An 18,046-nucleotide genomic window follows, 5' to 3' on the forward strand; every position below is an offset into this window, starting at 1 on the left:
CAGAGCCTACTCGATTTTCCGGCTTCGCACCGCCGTCGGGATGCCACCAAAACAAGGGGGCCGGTCCGCTATTTGCCGGTATAGGCGGCTGGATCATCGATGACGAAGTCTTCACTCATCGGTCCGTCTCATCCGCGAGTCCGGCTCCGCGCACCACGGCCACGCCCGCGAGGGACAGCTGGAACCAGGCGCCGTCGACGTCGTACCGCGCGCGGGGGAACACCGCGATGAAGGCCTCGACCGCCACCGCCGCCCGCTCGGCCGCGCGCACCAGACCGGGCAGCGCATCGAGCTGGTCGCGGGTCGCGGTGTCGCCGAGCAGTCCGGTCAGCAGATCCACCACGGTCCGCGTCGACCACATACCGGGAACCGCCGGAGCGACCTCGTCGGCGCCGGGCGAGCCGCCGCGATACCAGCGGCCGTGCTCCCACCAGTAGCAGAAGGTGAGCATGCCGTTGCCCGCGCGCCGGTTCAGGACCGGATCGGCCACCCACTCCGGCGCCCCCGCATACAGCTGCGGCAGCGCGGCCGAATGGTTGTAGGCCGCATCGAGTTCCGGCGCGTTCCAGATCCCGCCCGACAGCACCGCGCGGTCGCCCGGCAGCAGGCACAGCGTCGAGCCGTGATGGGTGGAACCCTCGAAGATGTGGAAGGCGGGCGAGATCCGCGGTCCCCACTCCGACCGGATCGCGACGAACGCCGCGGCGATCAGTGCCCACCGTCGCGCCATCGGATCCAGCGCCGGAAACTCCTCGTCCGGCGCGGAACCGACGGGGATGCGCCCCGCCGCGGCATCGACTCGGGCCTGTTCGGCGGCGGCCTCCGGGCTCCGGGTCTGCCGATCACCGTGCCGCACATAGGCGGCCAGCCACACCGGCAGCCGCTCGCGCGGGTAGATCTCGAGATCGGTGCGGTACACCGTCGGCGGGAACAACTGGTCGTCGGGGAAAGGCTCGTCACCGTAGTCGAAGTCGACCTCCATGTGGCCCGAGCTCGTCATCGACAGCAGATAACGCCACCACGGCCCGTCACCCAATTGCGCCGACAGATGCCGATGCTCACGCAGCAGACCGAGCAGGTCCTCGCTGGGGAACACGCGGGCGATCCGGTCCACGTCGTCGCCGAACACGATCAGGGTGACCTCGGCCGCCGCCGTCATGGCGAAGGTGGCCTCCACCCGCCGCCACCCGGCGGGGCCGAGCACGCCGACCTCGCGGGCGATTCGATGACTCAGTGCCGCAGCGCGTTCGGTGACCTCGTCGGCCTCCGCTACCGCCGCGGTGAGCGTGAAACCCACATCAGGATCGGTCTGGTCGGGGGATTGTTCCCCTGCCATCGGTCACTCCTCTGCTCGCACTGATCGTCACACCGTTCGCGGCCGGGGCCGCGGGATCTCAGGTCTTCTCCCGCACCCCGAGCGAGGGCAGGAGCAGTCGGTGGTTACCCGACCGCTCGACCCACGCCTCATAGGACAGGTCGTCCGGCTTCGCGATCCCGAACCCGTCGCGCAGACCGGCCACCGCCATCGCCGCTGCCTGCCGGTAGTTCCCGGTCGTGACGGGCCACGCGAACTCGACCCACCGATTGAAGGTATCGACGCCGTCGGGCGGGTGCCAGCCCGCCCGACTGATGGCGGCGCGGCCCGCCTCATCGGGACACGACCCCGGCTCCAGCCACCGGTCAGCCGTCAGTTCGGCCCACAGCGCACCCTCGTCCTTCCTGAACTGCACGAAGCGCCACGACGCCGCGGGTACGGCCTCACCGATCACGATCACCGACGTATCGGGGGCAGTGGACAATTCGTCGGCAAGCCCGGCGGCGAAGGCGTCCCACCCGGTCACAGCGAACCTTGGTCTTCCAGTTCGATATTGCGGTCGTCGGCCGCGAGGCGTGTGTTGGTCACCCACGACAGCAACACCGACACCGGGGACCGCCGCAGCACGAGCGTCGTCTCCGGCCCGATCCAGCGGGCCTGTTCCGAAACACCCGGGGTCGACGGATCCGGCGTGCCGATGGCTCCGGTCAGGACCTCGACCGTGTCGTCGAATGCCGCAGCGACCCACGCGTGCCCCTCCGGGTCGTCCGCGGCGAAATCCGTCAGCCGCACCTCGATCCGCACCACGGTTCCGTCTTCCGCGTGGAATTTGCCGCTGCCAGGACCGAATCCGGCGTCGAGCAGGACCCAGCGCGGCTTGCTCGCCAGCGTGCGCCAGCCGAAGGTTTGGGCCACCGCGGGAGCGTCGGCGAGCCGCAAGACCGGTTCGAGCGCACGGAGCCGGACGGCGAGATCAACCAGATCGGCTGCGGGCAGCACGTGCGGCGACGCCCCGTCCGCGTGACCGCGACCGTTTCCGGCGGCCTCGTCACTCATAGCATTCACCCTCTCCTCGCTGATCGGCTCGCAGTCAGAAATATGCCATCATGGCGTCTTCGAAGGCGGGATCATCGAGATCGAACACGGGCGGCACGTAGTCGTGTGCTCGTACCCGGGCCACGAACTCGGCGGGCAGCGCCAAGGGGCGCTGCGCCAAATATTTCAACGAATCGACCCGCCATATCCACTCCCCGTCGGAATGCAGCGACGAACCACCCGGAATCCATCCGTCCCCGGTCACCAGATCCTCGACCGACTCCATCACATCCAGCACACCGGGCGCGGTGTGCATGTAGTCCAGGATTCTGGCGCGATCCGATTCGACATCGTCGGTATCCGCCGTGCTCAGCGAGGGCAGGTCCTGGTGTCCTTTTCGATACATCTCGCGATACATCGCCACCGGCTTCAATTCCACTGTGCTCCTACTGTTCGTCCACGACGAGCATGCCGCGTTCGTCCCACACCTTGCGCGAGCGCAGTGCACCGTTGACGGAGAGGACCGTCTCCGATTTCGGTCGCCCGTCGGGAAACCATTCCCGCCAGGTGCCGGTCTCCCTGCCGTCTGCGTACTCGCCGTCGAAGCTGTCCGAGCCACTGATGTACCAACCGCGGCTGCGCCCGTGCGGCCGCCCTTCGGAGTAGGTCGTCACCTCCGTGATCGGCGCGCTCGGCGCAGGGCGGCGGATCAGCTGACCGGTGAAAGGCGCACCGTCATAGGTCGTCCGGTCCGTCACCGGGTCGACCCGGACCGCTGGGTCGCTCGCGTCGACCGCCTCCTGTCCGATCCCCTTGTCCGTCCGTTCGTCGGCGAATTCGATCAGCTCACCGGAGGAGTCCCACACCGAACTCGACACCGGCCTGCCATCGATGTCGTAGACGTCGACGCGACGCAGGCGACCGTCGGGATACCACTCCTGCCAGGTCCCGACCGCGCGGTTCCGATAGAACTGCCCGTTGTACCGCTGTGTGCCGTCGGCGTACCAACCCGACCAGTCGCCGTCCCGATCGCCGTTGTCGTAACTCCAGTACTCGATCCAGGTCCCGTCGGGACGGACCTGTTCGACCGCGCCGGTGTAGGGCTCGCCTCGGTAGGACAGGCGGCCGGTCCGCGCGTCGATCACGATGCCGGGATCATTCCGGTCGATGAGGTCGTCACTCACCGGGCACCTGCCTTCCTCGCCGTGTCACTGGAAAATCGTCGTCACTGGAAAATCGTCGTCCGGCGCGACGGGTCGGCCACCACGTCGCGCACCAGCAGGCCGAGATCCAGCTCGGGCGGCAGGGACCGGTAGGCCAATTCGCACTGCGCCTGTCCCGCCACCATGATGGCGAATCGGGTGATGCGCCCGGCGCAGCGCTCCCACACGACCTCGACCGGACCTTCGAGATCGAAGGACCGGTTACCGACACGCAGGATCAACCCGTCCCCGCCACGGTAGAACACGGCGGGCACGTCACCGAGGTGGGAGTAGTAGCCGGACGAGGTGGTCTGCGCGGATGGACCCACCTGCAGGGTGCCGGTCTGTGGGTCGAACTGGGCGGGCAGCCCCGCACCCGCGAACGGGCGAACCAGTAGCAGTTCGGATTCCACCGGGGGCCGGTATTCCGGCCGGTATCGCCTCCCGCTGCCGTTACCCCCCTGCCCCGCGCCGTTGACCGGCGGCATCACCGGCGGGTACATGCCGGTGCTGCCGTCGTGCGGGTAACCGGGTGCGGACGGCTGCCACCCGGATGCCTGTGGCCCGCCGTTCACCGGCGGGTAGTCCCCCGGCGGGAACTGGCCGGGCGGGAACTGGCCGGGCGGGAACTGGCCGGGCGGGTTCGATCCCCATGGAGACTGGCTGCCCGGAGTACCGCCTGATGGGAAGGACCCGCCGGGCGGGACCGGGACACTCGGCGGCGGCCAGGTCGGCTCCGTGGGCGACGGCGGTTCGGTCGGCCCCGGTCCCGGGGGTGCCGGTTCGGTAGGCGACGGCGGGAGCGGTGACGGCTCCGTCGGAGCGGGAGGCGGCTCGGTGGGTGACGGCTCGGTGGGTGAAGGCTCCGTTGGGCTCGGGGGTTCGGTCGGTGAGGGAGGGTCTGTCGGCGACGGAGGCTCCGTCGGCAAAGGAGGTTGCGTCGGCATAGGAGGTTGCGTCGGCAAAGGAGGTTGCGTCGGCAAAGGAGGTTGCGTCGGCAAAGGAGGTTGCGCGGGTTCTGGCGGGTAGGTCGGTGGCGCGGTGGGGACGGGCGGCTGCGGCGACACCGGCGGGTCAGGTGGTAGGGGTGACACAGGTGGCTGCGGCGGGACCGGCGGATTCACCGGCTCCAGCGGGGGCACCGGCCACTCCGCCGGACCGTCGAAGACCGGGACCTCGAGTTCGTACTCCTCCTCGTGCGGCGGATGCGGGATATGCGAACGCAGCGCCCATCCCGGCAATTGCCTGCGCCGTGGCGACCCATCGCTATCCGGGTTACGCGACGAATCCTGATTGCCGCCGTCGTCATTGCCGCCGTCGTCATTGCCGCCGTCGTCGCGGTTGCGGGCATCGCGGTTGCGGGCGTCGCCACCATCGGCAGCGCCATCGCCGCCGCGATCGTCGGATCGATCGGGATCTGCGGCCCGGCGAGATTCGGCCGCGCTGTCGACGCCGCGCGTCCGATCCGGGTCGTCGACACCGTTCGGCGCGACCCGGCGACCGGGATCGACCGGCGCCGCGTTGTCGATACGTCCCAAGTCGAAAGACTTGTCGACGTCGGCGTTTCCGGCCGGGTCCGGAACCGGGTGATCGTGGGTGGTGTCCCGAGTCCCCGCTCGGTCGGCGTCACCCGCCTGTTCCGGTTCCCCGACCCCGGGCGGTTCGGCCGGGGTGTCGGCGCGGGTCGGCGTCTCCCCGGAAGCAGCCGGGAGTTCCGGGATCCGCGAACCGGGTGTCACCGCGGGACCGGACGGCGGCACCGGCGCGTCGGCCGTGCCTGCGGGCAGACCGTTCGACGGCGACAGCGGAGTCCGCGGGCCCCCACCGACTTCCGGGTTCGTCGCGTCGGGGGCGTGCGGTTCCGCGAGCAGGGCACGCAACGCGGCGATATCCGCTGCCCGCTGCCGGATCTCATCGCGGATCTGCTCGTGGACCTCGGCCAGCCGGGCGAGCGTGAGGCGTTCGTCCTTGTCGATCCGGCCGTCACGGAACACCTCGTAAACCTCGGCCCACCGCCGCGGGTCGGCAGCGGTCAGGTCGACGCCGAGCAGCCGGGCGTAATCGCGGCTCGGGGCGGGCGGCTCGCCTTCCGGCGCCTGCGGCAACGGCCTCGTGTCGGTGAGGTCGGTGGCGCCGATCTCACGGAGGAAATCGAGCGCGTCGCGGTTGTGGACGGCCGGATCGTCGCCCCGCGCCCGCGGGTCGCTGTCGGGGTTGTAGACCAGTCCGTCGGTGTAGGGGTCGATCGCGCCGAGCGCCCGCGCGTAGTCGGCCAGTGGACCGGTGAGGTCATCGAGACGGCCGCGGGCCATGCGGTTGGCGATGGCCTCGGCGAGCGCGTCCGCGCCTGCGCGCAGTCCACCGCGCTCCAGACCGAGATGCGGGGCCAGCGCGTCGCGCGCGGCGTCGACGGCCGCCGCATCGACACCGCTCAGATCCTTGGCGTAGGCGACGAGGTCGCCGATCTGCTGACGCCACCGGGCGGTCGGCGTATTCGGGTCGGCGATCGTGTTGGCGACGACCTCGGGCGTGAGGTCGTCGGCCTCGACCCCGAGCCGGTGCGCCAGCGCACTGCGCGCGTCGTGCAGATCGTTGAAGGTGTCGATGGCGTCGGCGGACAACGCGAAGTCGACGAGTCCTTCGACCTGCCTGGCGCGTACCTGGTTGGCGCGTTCGAGATCACTCAGCAGGGTGCGCAGTTCGTCGCCCGACAGCGTGGTCGGATCATCGACGCCGAGCCGCCGCGACACCGCGCCGATATCGGCCAGGATCTCCGCCGACGACCGCGGCTCCCGAGCGGTCAGGTCTGTCTCACCGGGTACGACCGGAAGGTTCGCGGCCGGTTCCGCACCCGACGGCGGCACCTCGACCATCCGCCACGGGCCGAGCCCCGCTCGCAACAGCGTGATGTCGACGGTGCGCCCGTCCACCTCGGTGCGCACATGGCGCACCTCGGGAGCATCGAGTTCGATGATGTGGACGCGCCCGGCCTCGTCCAGCGCGACGGCACGGATATCGATGGTGACCTCGCCCCGGTTCACCCGGTCGATGAAATCGGAATCCGCACCGGCCAGTGCTCGCGCCAGGGCATGCTCGTGTCCGTTCCCGGTGTCGACGATCTCGATCCGGCCGTTGTCCGGATCGAGCACGAGACGGTCACCGGAGTCGGCGGCATCGAAATCCGCCACGCGGCGCGCGAATTCGTCGAGCACGCCGGTGTTGCGGTCCAGTTCAGCACGCAACCTGGATAGTTCGGCGTCGCGATCGCGCGCCAGGGCTTCCAGATCGACACCGCCCAGATGCGCCCAGGTGGAGCGCTCATCGCGCAGTCCCGAACGGCGCAGGGCGTTCTCGAAGTATTTGCGCAAGCCCTGGTCGCGGCCTGGCTGTTCGGTGTCTTCGAGATCGTCCCAGTGCCTGACCCATTCGCCACCGTTGTTGACTCCGCGCCAGTCCAGGATCCGGGTGTCGCCGCCATTGGCCGCGACCACCTCCTTGAGGAACGACCCGAGCGGGTCCTTGCTGAAGAAACTGTTCGAGCGGTACGGGGTGCGCGCGTTCTCCTGGTCGAAACCGCGGGCGGCGGCTTCCAGCCCATGGAGCACGCCGTCGCGCCGCAGCAGACGATATTCACCCTCCGCGACGGCACGGCGCAGGCCCTCCGGACTGAAATCGGTGAGATGGATACCGAGTTCGTGCGCGAGCGCTTCGAGTGCGGCGGCGTCGGCCACGCGCTGACGCACCGCGTCCACGACCTCCTCGGCCCACGGCGGCAGCGGGTCGGTCGACTCGAGGGATGCCTCACCCGAACGCGGAACCCGTACCGGCTCATCGGCATCGGGCCCGGCGGTCAGTTCGCGATCCCCGCCGGCGGGAAGTTCGCGATCCGCGCGGCTCTCCGGCTCGAGCAGATGATCGAGACCGGCGTCGCGCAGTTCCTGCTCGATCTGACGGCGCAACTGCGGGTCGGCGTCGGAGATCCACGGCTTGTACTCCGAGCCGTCGAGATTGCGTAGCGGCAGGAATTCCCCGGCGCGGTCGACGATCCGCGAGGACAGATGCCTGAGGATCGGCACGAGTTCCCGGTTCTGCCACATGAGCACCCCCTCTTTGAGGATGCGCGCGGGGTTGAACTTGGTTTGCAGCTGCTCGTACTCGTCACCGACCGGACCGTGCGGCGTCGGGTCCTTCTCCTTGGTGAGCGGCAGGCCCGCCTCGTGCCCGAGCAATGATTGACCGGCGCTGTCGATACCGGAACCCGAAGGGTACTTGGGGTACTCACCGAAGTAGCCGCCGGTGAGCCGGTCCCACAGCTTGCGCAGCAACGATTTCGGCTTCGGCGCGACCTCGACCGTCGTCTCGGAGGTCGCCACCGGTGCCTCATCCACCCGCTGAACGGGTTCGAAATGCCAGGAGTCGGGACCGTCGGCGATCAGCCGGACCAGCATCCGCTCGCCGTCCACGTCGATCGACAGGCAGCGATCATCGAGGTCGGCCGCGCGCAGATCGGACAGGTGCGCCAGGTCGGCGGCATCGCGGGCCACCCCCGGCCGCAGCCGGGCGATGTCGTCGGCGGCTCGCGCCAGGCCGGGATCGGCCGGGAGACCGAGCCGGTTCGCCCACCGGCGCGCCCTCGCCTCGAGCTGCGCCCGCAGGGCCGGGTCGGTCGTCTCCTGGGCGCGGCGGACGGTCTCCGCGAACGCCTCGACCGCGCCCGCGCGCAACAACTGCCGGTACCGCTGGGCATCAATCGCACCCGGATCGCCGGGGTCGACCCCGAACCGGGCGGCCAGGCGTTCGGCCGCATGCTGCGCCGGTTCCACCCGCGGCGTGCCGGGGTGCTGCGCGGGACCGTCACCCGGCGGCAGCAGCGACGACGGGCGCAGGGGCTGCTCGCCGGAATCCGGTTCCGGCTCCGCCGACAGCGACGGGCGCGAACCGTCCTCCAGCCCCGCCTGCCGCAGTTCTTCGGCGATCCGCGCGCGCACCTCGGGATCGCCCTCGACGCGCCAACTGTCGTAACCGTCCTGCAATTCGTCCAGGTCGAGCGCGTCGTAGTCGTCCGGGTAGCGCATGGGAGCACCCAGCTCGGCGTCGGGATCGAGTGCGCTGTCGAGGAATCCACGCGCACGGGCCATGTCGGCGATCTCCGCGAGCGCGCCGAGCGGATCGGCCAGTCCGGTGAGCGCGTCACCGAGGCCGAGCGCCTCGGCCAGTCTGCGGACGTGTTCGGCCTGCGCCGCAGTCAGCGGCGGCGTGTCCGCGTGGACCGACGGCGGCAGGTCCGCCAGCTCCCGCAGGAACTCGCGGGCGTCATCGAGGAAGTCGCCGTGCCGCGTGGCCTGGGTCGGCGCGGTCTCATCCGTGCCGTTGGCGTTCACCGGATCGACATCGGTCTCGCCGACCCGTGACAGTTCGCCGCCGGACTCGGGCAGACCGGAGCCCGACCGCGCCGCATCGCGGTGCGGTTCCTCCGGGTCCGGAGTGAGCGCGGTGGGAGCGCTCGACGGCGGCTTCGACGGCGGCCCGGCAGGCGCAGGCCGAGGCCCGTCCGCATCGGGCTCGTCGTCCCCGCGCGTTCCGTCACCGGATTCGTCCTCGCCGCGCGAACCGCGTTCCGCACCATCGGATTCGGTACCGTCCCCGGAGGCGTCGGAGTCTGCTTGCGCTCGCAGCTCCGCTGCCCCGGTTTCGCGCTCGACCGCCTCGGCGAACCGTGCGTCCATCGCGAACCGGACAGCGTCGAACTCCCTCTGCGCCCGCAAATACGACTCCAACGCAGCGGCATCCGCCGCGACCTCCGGATCGACACCATCCGGACGCGTCAGCTCGTCGAGACCCGCGATCGGACGATCGAGTTCCTCGGCGACGCGGTCGAGCTCGCGCATGGTCTCGTCCAGCCGGGCGTCGGCACGGTCGTCGAGGTCATGGCCGCGCTCGGGGATCTCCCCCGCTGCGGGCGAGTCGGTTCGCGTGTCCGCAGTCGGGTTCCGCTCTCCGGTCGGGCCGGATTCGGTCGGCGACCCCGGGGGCAGGGCGCGTGGATCGGTCCCCGGATCTCCCGGTGTCGGCTCCTCCCCGGACTGCAGCCGACGTTCGCCCTCGGGACCGTCGAGTTCCGGTCGCGGCCCGGCCGGGTGTTCCCGCGCCGATGGGTCGCTGCCCGCGGGCAGATCTGCCGACGGGCGATAGAACTCGTCGGTCAACGACTGCAGCTGCCTGATCTGCTCGGCACGGGCGCGGATCTCGTCGCGGATCCGCGCGACCTCGGCATCGAATTCCTCGGGGCTCAGGCCCTCGTGCTTCTCGATCTTGCCGTCGCGGTAGGCCTCGTAGACCTTGCGGAAAGTCGCGTCGTCGGCGGTCGACAGATCCACGCCGACCAAACGCCCCCAGTCCCGGTTCGCCTGCGGGCGTGGCCCGTTGGGGTCGGTGGGCTCGTCCTGGCCGTAGGAGCGCGCGGCGTTCTCCGCGACCAGCGAGGCGAAATCCCTCGGATCGGTACCCGGCAGAGCGGCGCCGACGGCATCGCGCAACCCGTGCACCGCGTCGAGGTCGTAGACGTGCGGCTCGCCGGTAGTACGCGGATCGGCCGAGCGATCCCCCTTCGGCACCTCGGAGTACGGGTCGATGCTCAGCAGTGCGTCCGCGTAGTCGGTGAGCGCTCGCAGAACCAGATCGTTCTGGCCTCGGCGCTGCAACCGCATGATCCGCTTGCGCAGTTCGTGCGGATCGATCCCGTTCTCGGCCCGCACGTACTCGAACCGGCCGTGCGGGCCCTTGCGCTGGACCATGGGGCGCAGTGCATCCGGATTGTCCGGACTCAGCGCGCGGACCAGCGCCTCCTGCGCGGCCCGAACCCCGGCGCTGTCGACGATCGACAGCTGACGCGAGTACCCGTCGGTCTTCTTCCCGTCGTGCCTCGGACCGTTGAGCAGGTCCTCGAACTGCTGCTCGCGCAACGCCTTGCGCTGCCCCCGATCGGCGAGCGCCTCGGCCAGCCTGCGCGGGGTGAGCTCGGCCTCGGTGAGTCCCAGCCGGGCTGCGAGTTGTCCGCGCGCGTCGCCGATGAGATGGAAGGTCTCGATATCGGACATGGTGCGCGCGTAATCGGCCAGTGCCTCGACCTGAGCGGCCCGCACCGCGTTGTCCAGGCTCAGTTCGGCGATGGTCCTGGCGATATTGTCCGGGTGCAGTTGCGTCGGGCCGAGCCGCAATTGGTCTGCCAGGTCACGGATCTCGCGCACCATCTCGGCGCGATCGCGAGGTGGCGGCGGTGTCTCGGAGGGCGCCTGCACCGGGTGCCACTGCCCGTCCTCGCCGCGCACCAATGTCACCTTCAGCTCGCCGCCGTCGACGGTCTGGTGGACGTGCCGGACCTCGGGCGTGGCGGCCGGGTCGAGATGCACATGCCCTGCCCCGTCGGCACGGGTGGTGCGGAAGTCCAGTTGGAGGGCGCCGTCGCGCAGCCCCCGGACCAGATCCTCGTTGCCGTCCAGCGCACGCGCCAGCGCCTGCTCCCGGTCGAGCGGCCCGTCGGTCACGATCAGCCGATCCGGCCCACCGCTCGGGTCGGGAACGCGGGCGACCTGGTCACCGTAGGTGCGGCCGACCGGCGCGCCCTCGTCGCCGCGCAGGATCGGTTCCGCGGCGGCGATGAAGTCGGCCAAGTCCTGCGCGCGTCTACCCGCGGCCTCGCGCAACTCGGCGAGAGTCCGGTCGAGATTCGAGCCGGTGAGGTCGGAGAGATCGCGGCCGAACATCGCGGCCCAACCGGATAGTTCGTCGCGCAGCTGGTCACGGCGCAGGGCGTGTTCGAAGAACGAGCGTGGACCCTGATCCCGGCCGAGTTCGGCGGCATCGGCGATATCGCCCCACTCGGGCAGGCGATCCGCGCCGTTGCCGACCCGTTCGTAATCGCGCAGCACGGTGTCGCCCCCGAAGGCGACGATGAGGTCGCGCAGGAACCGGCCCATCGGGTTGTCATCGAAAAAACTGACCTCATCGGAGAACGGCACCGGCCGCGGCTCGCTCGTGTCGCCCCAGTGGCTGCGGCGGCTGGGTGGTTCGCTGTCGGACTCGTCGAAGTCGTCGTCGAAGTCCGGTTCGTCCTCGCGTCGGCGCGCGTCCGAATCCAGCTCCCGCGGAGCGGGTTCCCCTTCCCGCAGGGGCTGGCCGTCCGGTCTCGCCGCGGGCGCTTCCGCGTCCTGGACGCGTCCGTAGGGTCGGGTCTGTTCCTCCTCAGCCCTTCGCGCCGAGTCCGCCAGCCCCTCGATCGCGCCGACCTCGCGCAACACCCGGTAGGTCTGTTCATCGATGGCCCGGCGCAGCGCCTGCGGGCTCTCGTCGGCGAGATCGAAGCCGAGGCGGTGCGCCATATCGGTCAGCGATTCGTCCTCCGGCGGGGCGGCGTCGGGTTCCGGTTCCCGAGCGGGCTCGTACGGCGGCGCGTCCTCGAGTTCCCTGGCCTCGTCGAAATCGATGAGGTCGTTGTGCTCGAGATCGTCGACGAGATCCTGGCGCAGCCGCGGATCCGCGGTCTCGAACAGCTCCCGCAGGATGGCACGTGCCTCGTCCGGCGTCATCCGGCGAGCCTGGAGTTCGCTGATCACGTTCTCGCGCACCAGATTCGGATCGGCCTCGGTGATCCACGGCCGGTACTCCGACCCGTCCTGGTTATGCACAGGATGGTGCTCGCCCGCGACGTCCTCGACGCGTCCCATGGCACCGCCGACGATCGGCAGGTGCTCCCGGTTCTGCCATACCGTGACGCCCTCTTTACCGATCCGCGCGACGTTCAAGGCCGGATCGGCGGGCCCCGGCGGCGGCGCCTGGATCTCGGGGCCGGTCGGTGTTGGCGCGGGATGATGCTGCGGCGCCGGGTGCGGGGCAGGCGGATCGGTCACCAGGTTCACACCACCGACCAGGCCGTCGCGCACCGCGGTCTGACCGCGCCCGTCGAGACCCGAACCGGACGGATACTTCAGTGTCAGCCCCTCGTACCCCGCATTGAGCTGATCGACCAACCGCCGCAATACGTTCCGGTTGTCCACCTCGCCGTCGGCGTTCCGCGGCGTGGGATTCTGCGGGGTGGAATTCTGCGGGGTGGAATTCTGCGGCGTCTCGTCCTCCCGCGCGACCACCCATCGGCCGTCCTCCAGCCGCGCGTGCAGCGCGACGACCTCACCGTTGTCGCCGAGTTCGATCCTGACTTCCCGCTCGGGCGAGGACGGGTCGGCGAATTCCGGACGACGGGGCTGGTTCTCGCTGTCGTCGCCCATGAAGTCGACGTCGTCGCGGCGGGTCGCGGCGTCGGGCTCGGCGTCGCGCGACGGTGACGCCGAATCGGTGTCGAACGGCAGCGGGGCGTCGGCGAGTACATCCGTCCCGTCGCGCGTCAACTCCAATTTCGTGACGGTCACCGTGCCATCGGCGGCGGCGTGCACAAGGCGGTAGTCGACGCGCAACGTCCCGTCGTCCCGCGCCGTCCGCAGCGCCTCGACCGCATCGCGCAGGGCGCGACCTTCCGCGCTGTCGGGATCGATACCGCGGTCCCGCATCTGCTCGGGTGTCTCGTTGAGGATCTGAGCGAGGTTGCGGTCCATCGCCAGAATGTGGCGAAGATATTCCGGAGATCCCTGCTCGGCTTCGGCGACCTTGGAGCCACCCAGTTCGGAGCCGACGCCCTTGGCCTCCACCACGAGCAGCGTGGTCGGGTCGACAGCCGTCTCGCGGAGCAGCGACGCGATATCGACGACACCCGCACCGTCGAAAGCTCCGGTGAACGGCGTGAGCAGGACAGCTCCCGGCCTCGCCTCGGGATCGAGGGCGTAGGCGAGGCCCGCCAACTCCCCCAACGCCTTGGACACCCCGACCATCTCGCGCCCCAGGTCGTTGTACCTTCTGGCGGTGTCCTCCAGATCGGCGAGGTCGGTCAGCCTGTTCAACATCTCGGTCTCGCTGAGCGAACGGTCGGAGTCGATCTCGGCTTCCAGCTGCTGAATTCGGTCCGTCAGCCGTTTCGGAGCGAGTTCCTTCGAGTGCTCGATGCCGAACTCCGCTTTGAGCCGCTCCAATTCCACCGCGACCGCGTCACGTTCGGTCTGCAGCTCGAGTCGACGAGCGGAGGCGTCGCGCAACTGCTCGGCCAAGTCGGGATCATGGACCTCGTACCGCTCCGAGGCCCCCTTCTGCGCCTCGTGAACGTAGTCGTTCTGGGTGAGGTGGTCGGCGAGAAACGCTCCGCTATCACCTTGCAGGCAAAAGTTCTTGTTGCGGAACGAATTCGGTGGATCGTCACGATGATGCCAGGTGCCGTCGTGATCACGGTACGAGTCGGGCCGGTCGCCGGGACGATGCAGCAGACCGTCGTCACCGCGAGACATTCCGGCGGGCACCGTCGAATCGTGGGCCCCGGAAGGCGGCCGATGCTGCCCGTCGGAATCGGGATCGTCATCGCCCATGAAATCGACGTCGTCATCGCGCCGGGGGGAACCGTCCGGTTCGTCCCTGTTGGGGAGGTCATCAAGCGGCGGACGCTCGGTGGAATCCTGCCGCGGCTGCGTCGAGTTCTCCGCCTCGGCGGCCGCCTGCATCTCGGCATGACGGGTTGGAGGCGTGTACGTCGAATCCGATGGGGGATAACTAGAATGGAATCCTGCGGCACTCTCTGTCCCGTTCAGAGTGGCGTTGCAGTTCGCGCAGTAGGGCGCATCCCCCTGAGCACCACCACGCGGGAAGTGCGGTGCATTCATCACCGAGTGCAGAGAGTCGGGGCCATTCGGCACTCCGAGTTCACCTCGGTGGTGCAACAGCGCATTCGTCGTCCGCACCTCCGCGTGCCCGAGCGGCTGGTCCGGATGAGGGAACTCGTGGGTCGGCGAACCGTCTCCGTGGCTGTACGGCCCGTTGCGACGTACTTCGCTCAAGTTGTCGCGCAGCGTCTGGTGAAGATCGCTGTGTGAAATGACGCTGTCGGGGTCTCCGTTGGCCGCCTCGTATACATGGCCGGTGACGCGATCCACAGTAACCGCCATCACGGCACCCATTGCGTTTCTGCCGAGGCGGTTGGCATCGGCAGTCGCCACAGCCCGTTTGGCCGCGTTGTATTCGGCCTCGGCTTCGGCATGCCGGGCCTGCGCCTCCCGCAATGTCTCCAGCGCCGCAGGCTTCTGATCGGCGTCGGCTCCTCGAAGTGCGGCCACAGCTTCGCCGCGGTCATGAACAGCGGCTTTGAGCGCCTCATCCGCACTACGCAGGCGCTGCGCCGCCTCAGGGTCGTGCTCACCGGCACGGACGTATTCGGCTGCTCGCTCGGCACTGAGCCGACGCATGAAGTCATCGACGAATTCGCCGTCGACGTGCGTGATGAGATCGGTATCCGGGTCGCGGGTGACCCGCGACTCATCGATGCTGCCGAGCAAATGGGCATCCACCGACGGCCGTGGCAGCGCCTCCGCGCCGTCCGGTGGCCGCAGATGCGACGAAGCCGGGTCACGCGGCGGGTCGTCGTCGGAGTCCATCCAGTCCGTACGGTCGGGCCCCCGGCGTGCCGGTTCCAGGTCCGAGGGCGGCCCCTCTCCCTCGCGACGCGGACCGCTCGCATCACCCCGATCCGACAGCGGTGCGGTGCGATCACCGGGAACCGGGTTTGCCTGCGGACGCACCGTGCGCCATTCCCCGCCGTTGGCGATGGTCGGCTCCGAGCCGGGTCTGCGCGGGACACCGACCTTGTCTGTGGGTGCGAGAACATCCACTCCGAGCCGGTCGGCGATGTACTGCGCCCACCCGTTGGCATTGCCAGCATGGCAGGACACCAGCCGGATGGGGGTCCCCCGCTGGTAGCTCGGATTGGCGAGGATCGCGTCGACAATGTCTTGCGGATGCACGGGGAAGCGTTTGCCCGGTGCGGGGAATCCGTCGCGGCGGCCGTGTACAACGACATCGTGGGCGCCGTCGTTGCGGATGTTCTCGCGCACGCGATGGGTGCGGTTGTCCTCGCCGATCGACGTGCTGGTCGGACGATGGATGACGCCTTCACCGCTGGGAGTCCGGGTGTCGTAGACCGGTGGGTTGCCGTTGTCGTCACGCCACGGCTTGCGGTCGTCGGAGGCGTCGTCGCGGTCGCGGGTGGGTGTGTCGTCGGGTTTTCCGGCGCGGTTCTCGTCGTGCGCGGTCGTGCGGTCGGGTCCGCTTCGCGGTTCGGCGGCCCGCCCCGGCCTGCTCGCGTCTCCGACTGGGCGCGTGGTACCGGCAGCGGTGTCCGGGCCGATCGGCAGCACCGGCGGGATGTCCGCGGCGAGATCGGCGTCGGTACGAGGAGTGCCCGCTTCCGCCGGGGTGGCCCGGACCGGGTCGGTGACGGACTCGGATTCGCCGGTTCTGGCCCGCGGGGCCTCCGCGGGCGCGTGCTCGGCACGCACACCCTCATGGGGCGTGTCTGCTGTACTCGCACGTCGGTCGGTGGCGCCCGCGCGACTTTCGCCATCGGATCGGGTCGCCGGTCCACCGGGCCGCGCATCGTTGCCAGCGGCTCGTGTTCCGTCGGCGGCCCCGGCCCGTGGCGCCTCGGGGCGGACTTCGGGTCCGCCTGGTCGAGCGCCTGCCGGTGATGCGCCACGATCTGTGGTGGTCTGGCCGGGCGTGGCCTGGTTCGACTGCTGCGCGTGCGTGGTGTTCGGCTGGCCAGCGGCGCTCGGCGAATGGCTCGGTTGCCCCGAGGCCGCGGGCGACTGACCCGTGGCCGGAGTGTGACCCGTCGCGGCCGGGGACGCACCGGTCGCGGCGGCGGGAGCACCGGCGGCCGTGGTGAGCGGTGCCGCGCCGGTCTGCGTGGTGGTATCGCGATGTGTGCTCTGGGCATCAGCCGACTGTGTTGCCGCCTCGTTCCTCGACGTGGCATCGGTACGCGTCCCGTCCGCGGTCCCCGCCGCGTCGTTGGCGCCATCGGCGCGCGAGGGTTCCTGGTGCGTTGCTCCGGAATCGGCCTGTGCCGCAGGGGCTTCAGCCTGGACACGAGGTCCGCTGTCGTGGCGCCCGCCGCCGTCGCCGGTAGCCCGCGAATCACCGCCCTGTGTCTCGGGCCTCGACTCCTGACGACCTGCGGCGCCGCTACCACTGTCGGTCGATGATTGGCTGTCTGCCCGGGCCTGCTGGTCGGCGCGCCCTTCGGCGTCGCCCGCCATCGTGTCGCCTTCGACTTCCGGCGGTGCGTCCACGGTTCCCGCCGGGCGCACGCTCTGGGCGTCGGTACCGTCACCGGCCCGCGATTCACCCGAACCGTCACCGGTCACGTCACCGTCAGCCCCCGCGCGCGTGCCTTCACCCCGCGTGTCTGTGCCGCCGTCACCCTCGGCATCGCCCGCTCGCTGGGTGGAGCCTTCACCGGGCCTGCTGGTGGAACCGTCGCCGGCGCCGTCGTTCCCGGCGCCGTTGTTGCCTGCGCCGTCCTGGCCGAATCCGCCGAGATTCACGTCGGGACCGAGAGTTTCGGCGATCCGCGAACTCAGGTTGGGGCGCTCGAACAGCCCTGGCTTCATGCCTTGCCAGGCGCTCGTCGCGGCCGACTTGTTCATCCCGGACAGGGCGCCATTGGTGGCGCCCGCGCTCCACATGAGCGGATCCGAGGCCGCGGTCTGCAGGTTGTTCCAGGCATCGCCGAGACCGACGGTCGCGATGTCATAACCGAACTGCCCCAGCATGCCGCCACCCGCGCCGACCAGACCCGCGCCGGTGCCGGTGATCGCGCCGCGCAACCACGGCTTCATCTGCGTGCCGAGTTTGTTGCCCAGCCAGTGTCCGAACGGACCCGCCGCGGCGCCGCCCGCCGCGGAACTGATCGCCGCCGCCTTGACCTGGTTCCAGTCGATCTCGGTGCGATGGCCGTGATCCTTCTGCCACTGCTGGACACCGAGTTCCTGCAAGGTGCCGATCACCGTGTCGATCACGACATGGCGGGCGATGAATTTGACCAGCCGCGTCGCCGCCGCCTTTACCACCGCGCGGATGATCGCCGCGACCACACGCCCGGTGATGATGCGGGCCGCGATCCGTGTGGCGCCGATGGCCGCCGCCTCCACCGCGGGCGCGGTCGGTGGAAAGAGCCAGGCGGCAGCGAGTTCCGCCGCCAGCAGACCCAGCGACGAATAGAACATGAGCTTCGTGTACTCGATCTCGGTGCCGGTCTGGTACACCGACTCGCCGACCTGATCGAAATACTCGGCCAGCTTGTTCAGTGACTGATCCTGGTCGCCACCGTCCCCACGGGCCAACGTGTCGAAGGCCTTCAGCATGTCCTCGACGCCCTCGCCGTACGGATATGCTTTATGCGCGGCGTCTTTCGCGGCATAGATGTCGTCGACGATATCCCGGAGATCCCCGGCGGCGGTCTTCCAGTCACCCGCCATCGACCACATCTCGTCCTCGTTGCCCTCCGGCCAGTCCATACCGGCGACAACGGAGAGCCAACGCAGCCCGGACGGCAACTCGATCATGA

6 protein-coding genes are annotated in these 18,046 nt (G+C 69.7%); all 6 read right to left on the minus strand.

From position 1 onward, the window contains the following. Positions 1-115: 115 nt before the first annotated feature. Genes ABZS43_RS08320 through ABZS43_RS08345 form a run of 6 tightly spaced genes read right to left on the minus strand, consistent with a single transcriptional unit; the run spans position 116 to position 18,044 of the window. A complete protein-coding gene (locus ABZS43_RS08320; RefSeq protein WP_355035138.1) occupies positions 116-1,336 on the minus strand; it encodes a hypothetical protein in 1,221 nt (406 codons plus the stop codon). Positions 1,337-1,394: 58 nt separating this feature from the next. After that, positions 1,395-1,841: a hypothetical protein gene (locus ABZS43_RS08325; protein ID WP_355035139.1), complete on the minus strand. Its 447-nt coding sequence runs from the start codon at positions 1,839-1,841 to the stop codon at positions 1,395-1,397. Continuing rightward, a complete protein-coding gene (locus ABZS43_RS08330; protein ID WP_355035140.1) occupies positions 1,838-2,371 on the minus strand; it encodes a DUF6301 family protein in 534 nt (177 codons plus the stop codon). Before ABZS43_RS08330 ends, ABZS43_RS08325 begins: the two co-directional genes overlap by 4 nt. 34 nt (positions 2,372-2,405) lie before the next feature. Beyond that, on the minus strand, positions 2,406-2,789 hold the full coding sequence (locus tag ABZS43_RS08335; protein ID WP_355035141.1) for a hypothetical protein: 384 nt from the start codon (positions 2,787-2,789) through the stop codon (positions 2,406-2,408). 7 nt (positions 2,790-2,796) lie between these two features. After that, positions 2,797-3,534: a hypothetical protein gene (locus ABZS43_RS08340; RefSeq protein WP_355035142.1), complete on the minus strand. Its 738-nt coding sequence runs from the start codon at positions 3,532-3,534 to the stop codon at positions 2,797-2,799. 41 nt (positions 3,535-3,575) lie between these two features. Next, entirely contained in the window at positions 3,576-18,044 is a 14,469-nt protein-coding gene (locus ABZS43_RS08345) for a hypothetical protein (protein ID WP_355035143.1), read from the minus strand. Between the last annotated feature and the right edge of the window lie 2 nt (positions 18,045-18,046).

Origin of the sequence: Nocardia sp. NPDC005366 (assembly GCF_040606855.1) — a bacterium.
Lineage (GTDB): Bacteria > Actinomycetota > Actinomycetes > Mycobacteriales > Mycobacteriaceae > Nocardia.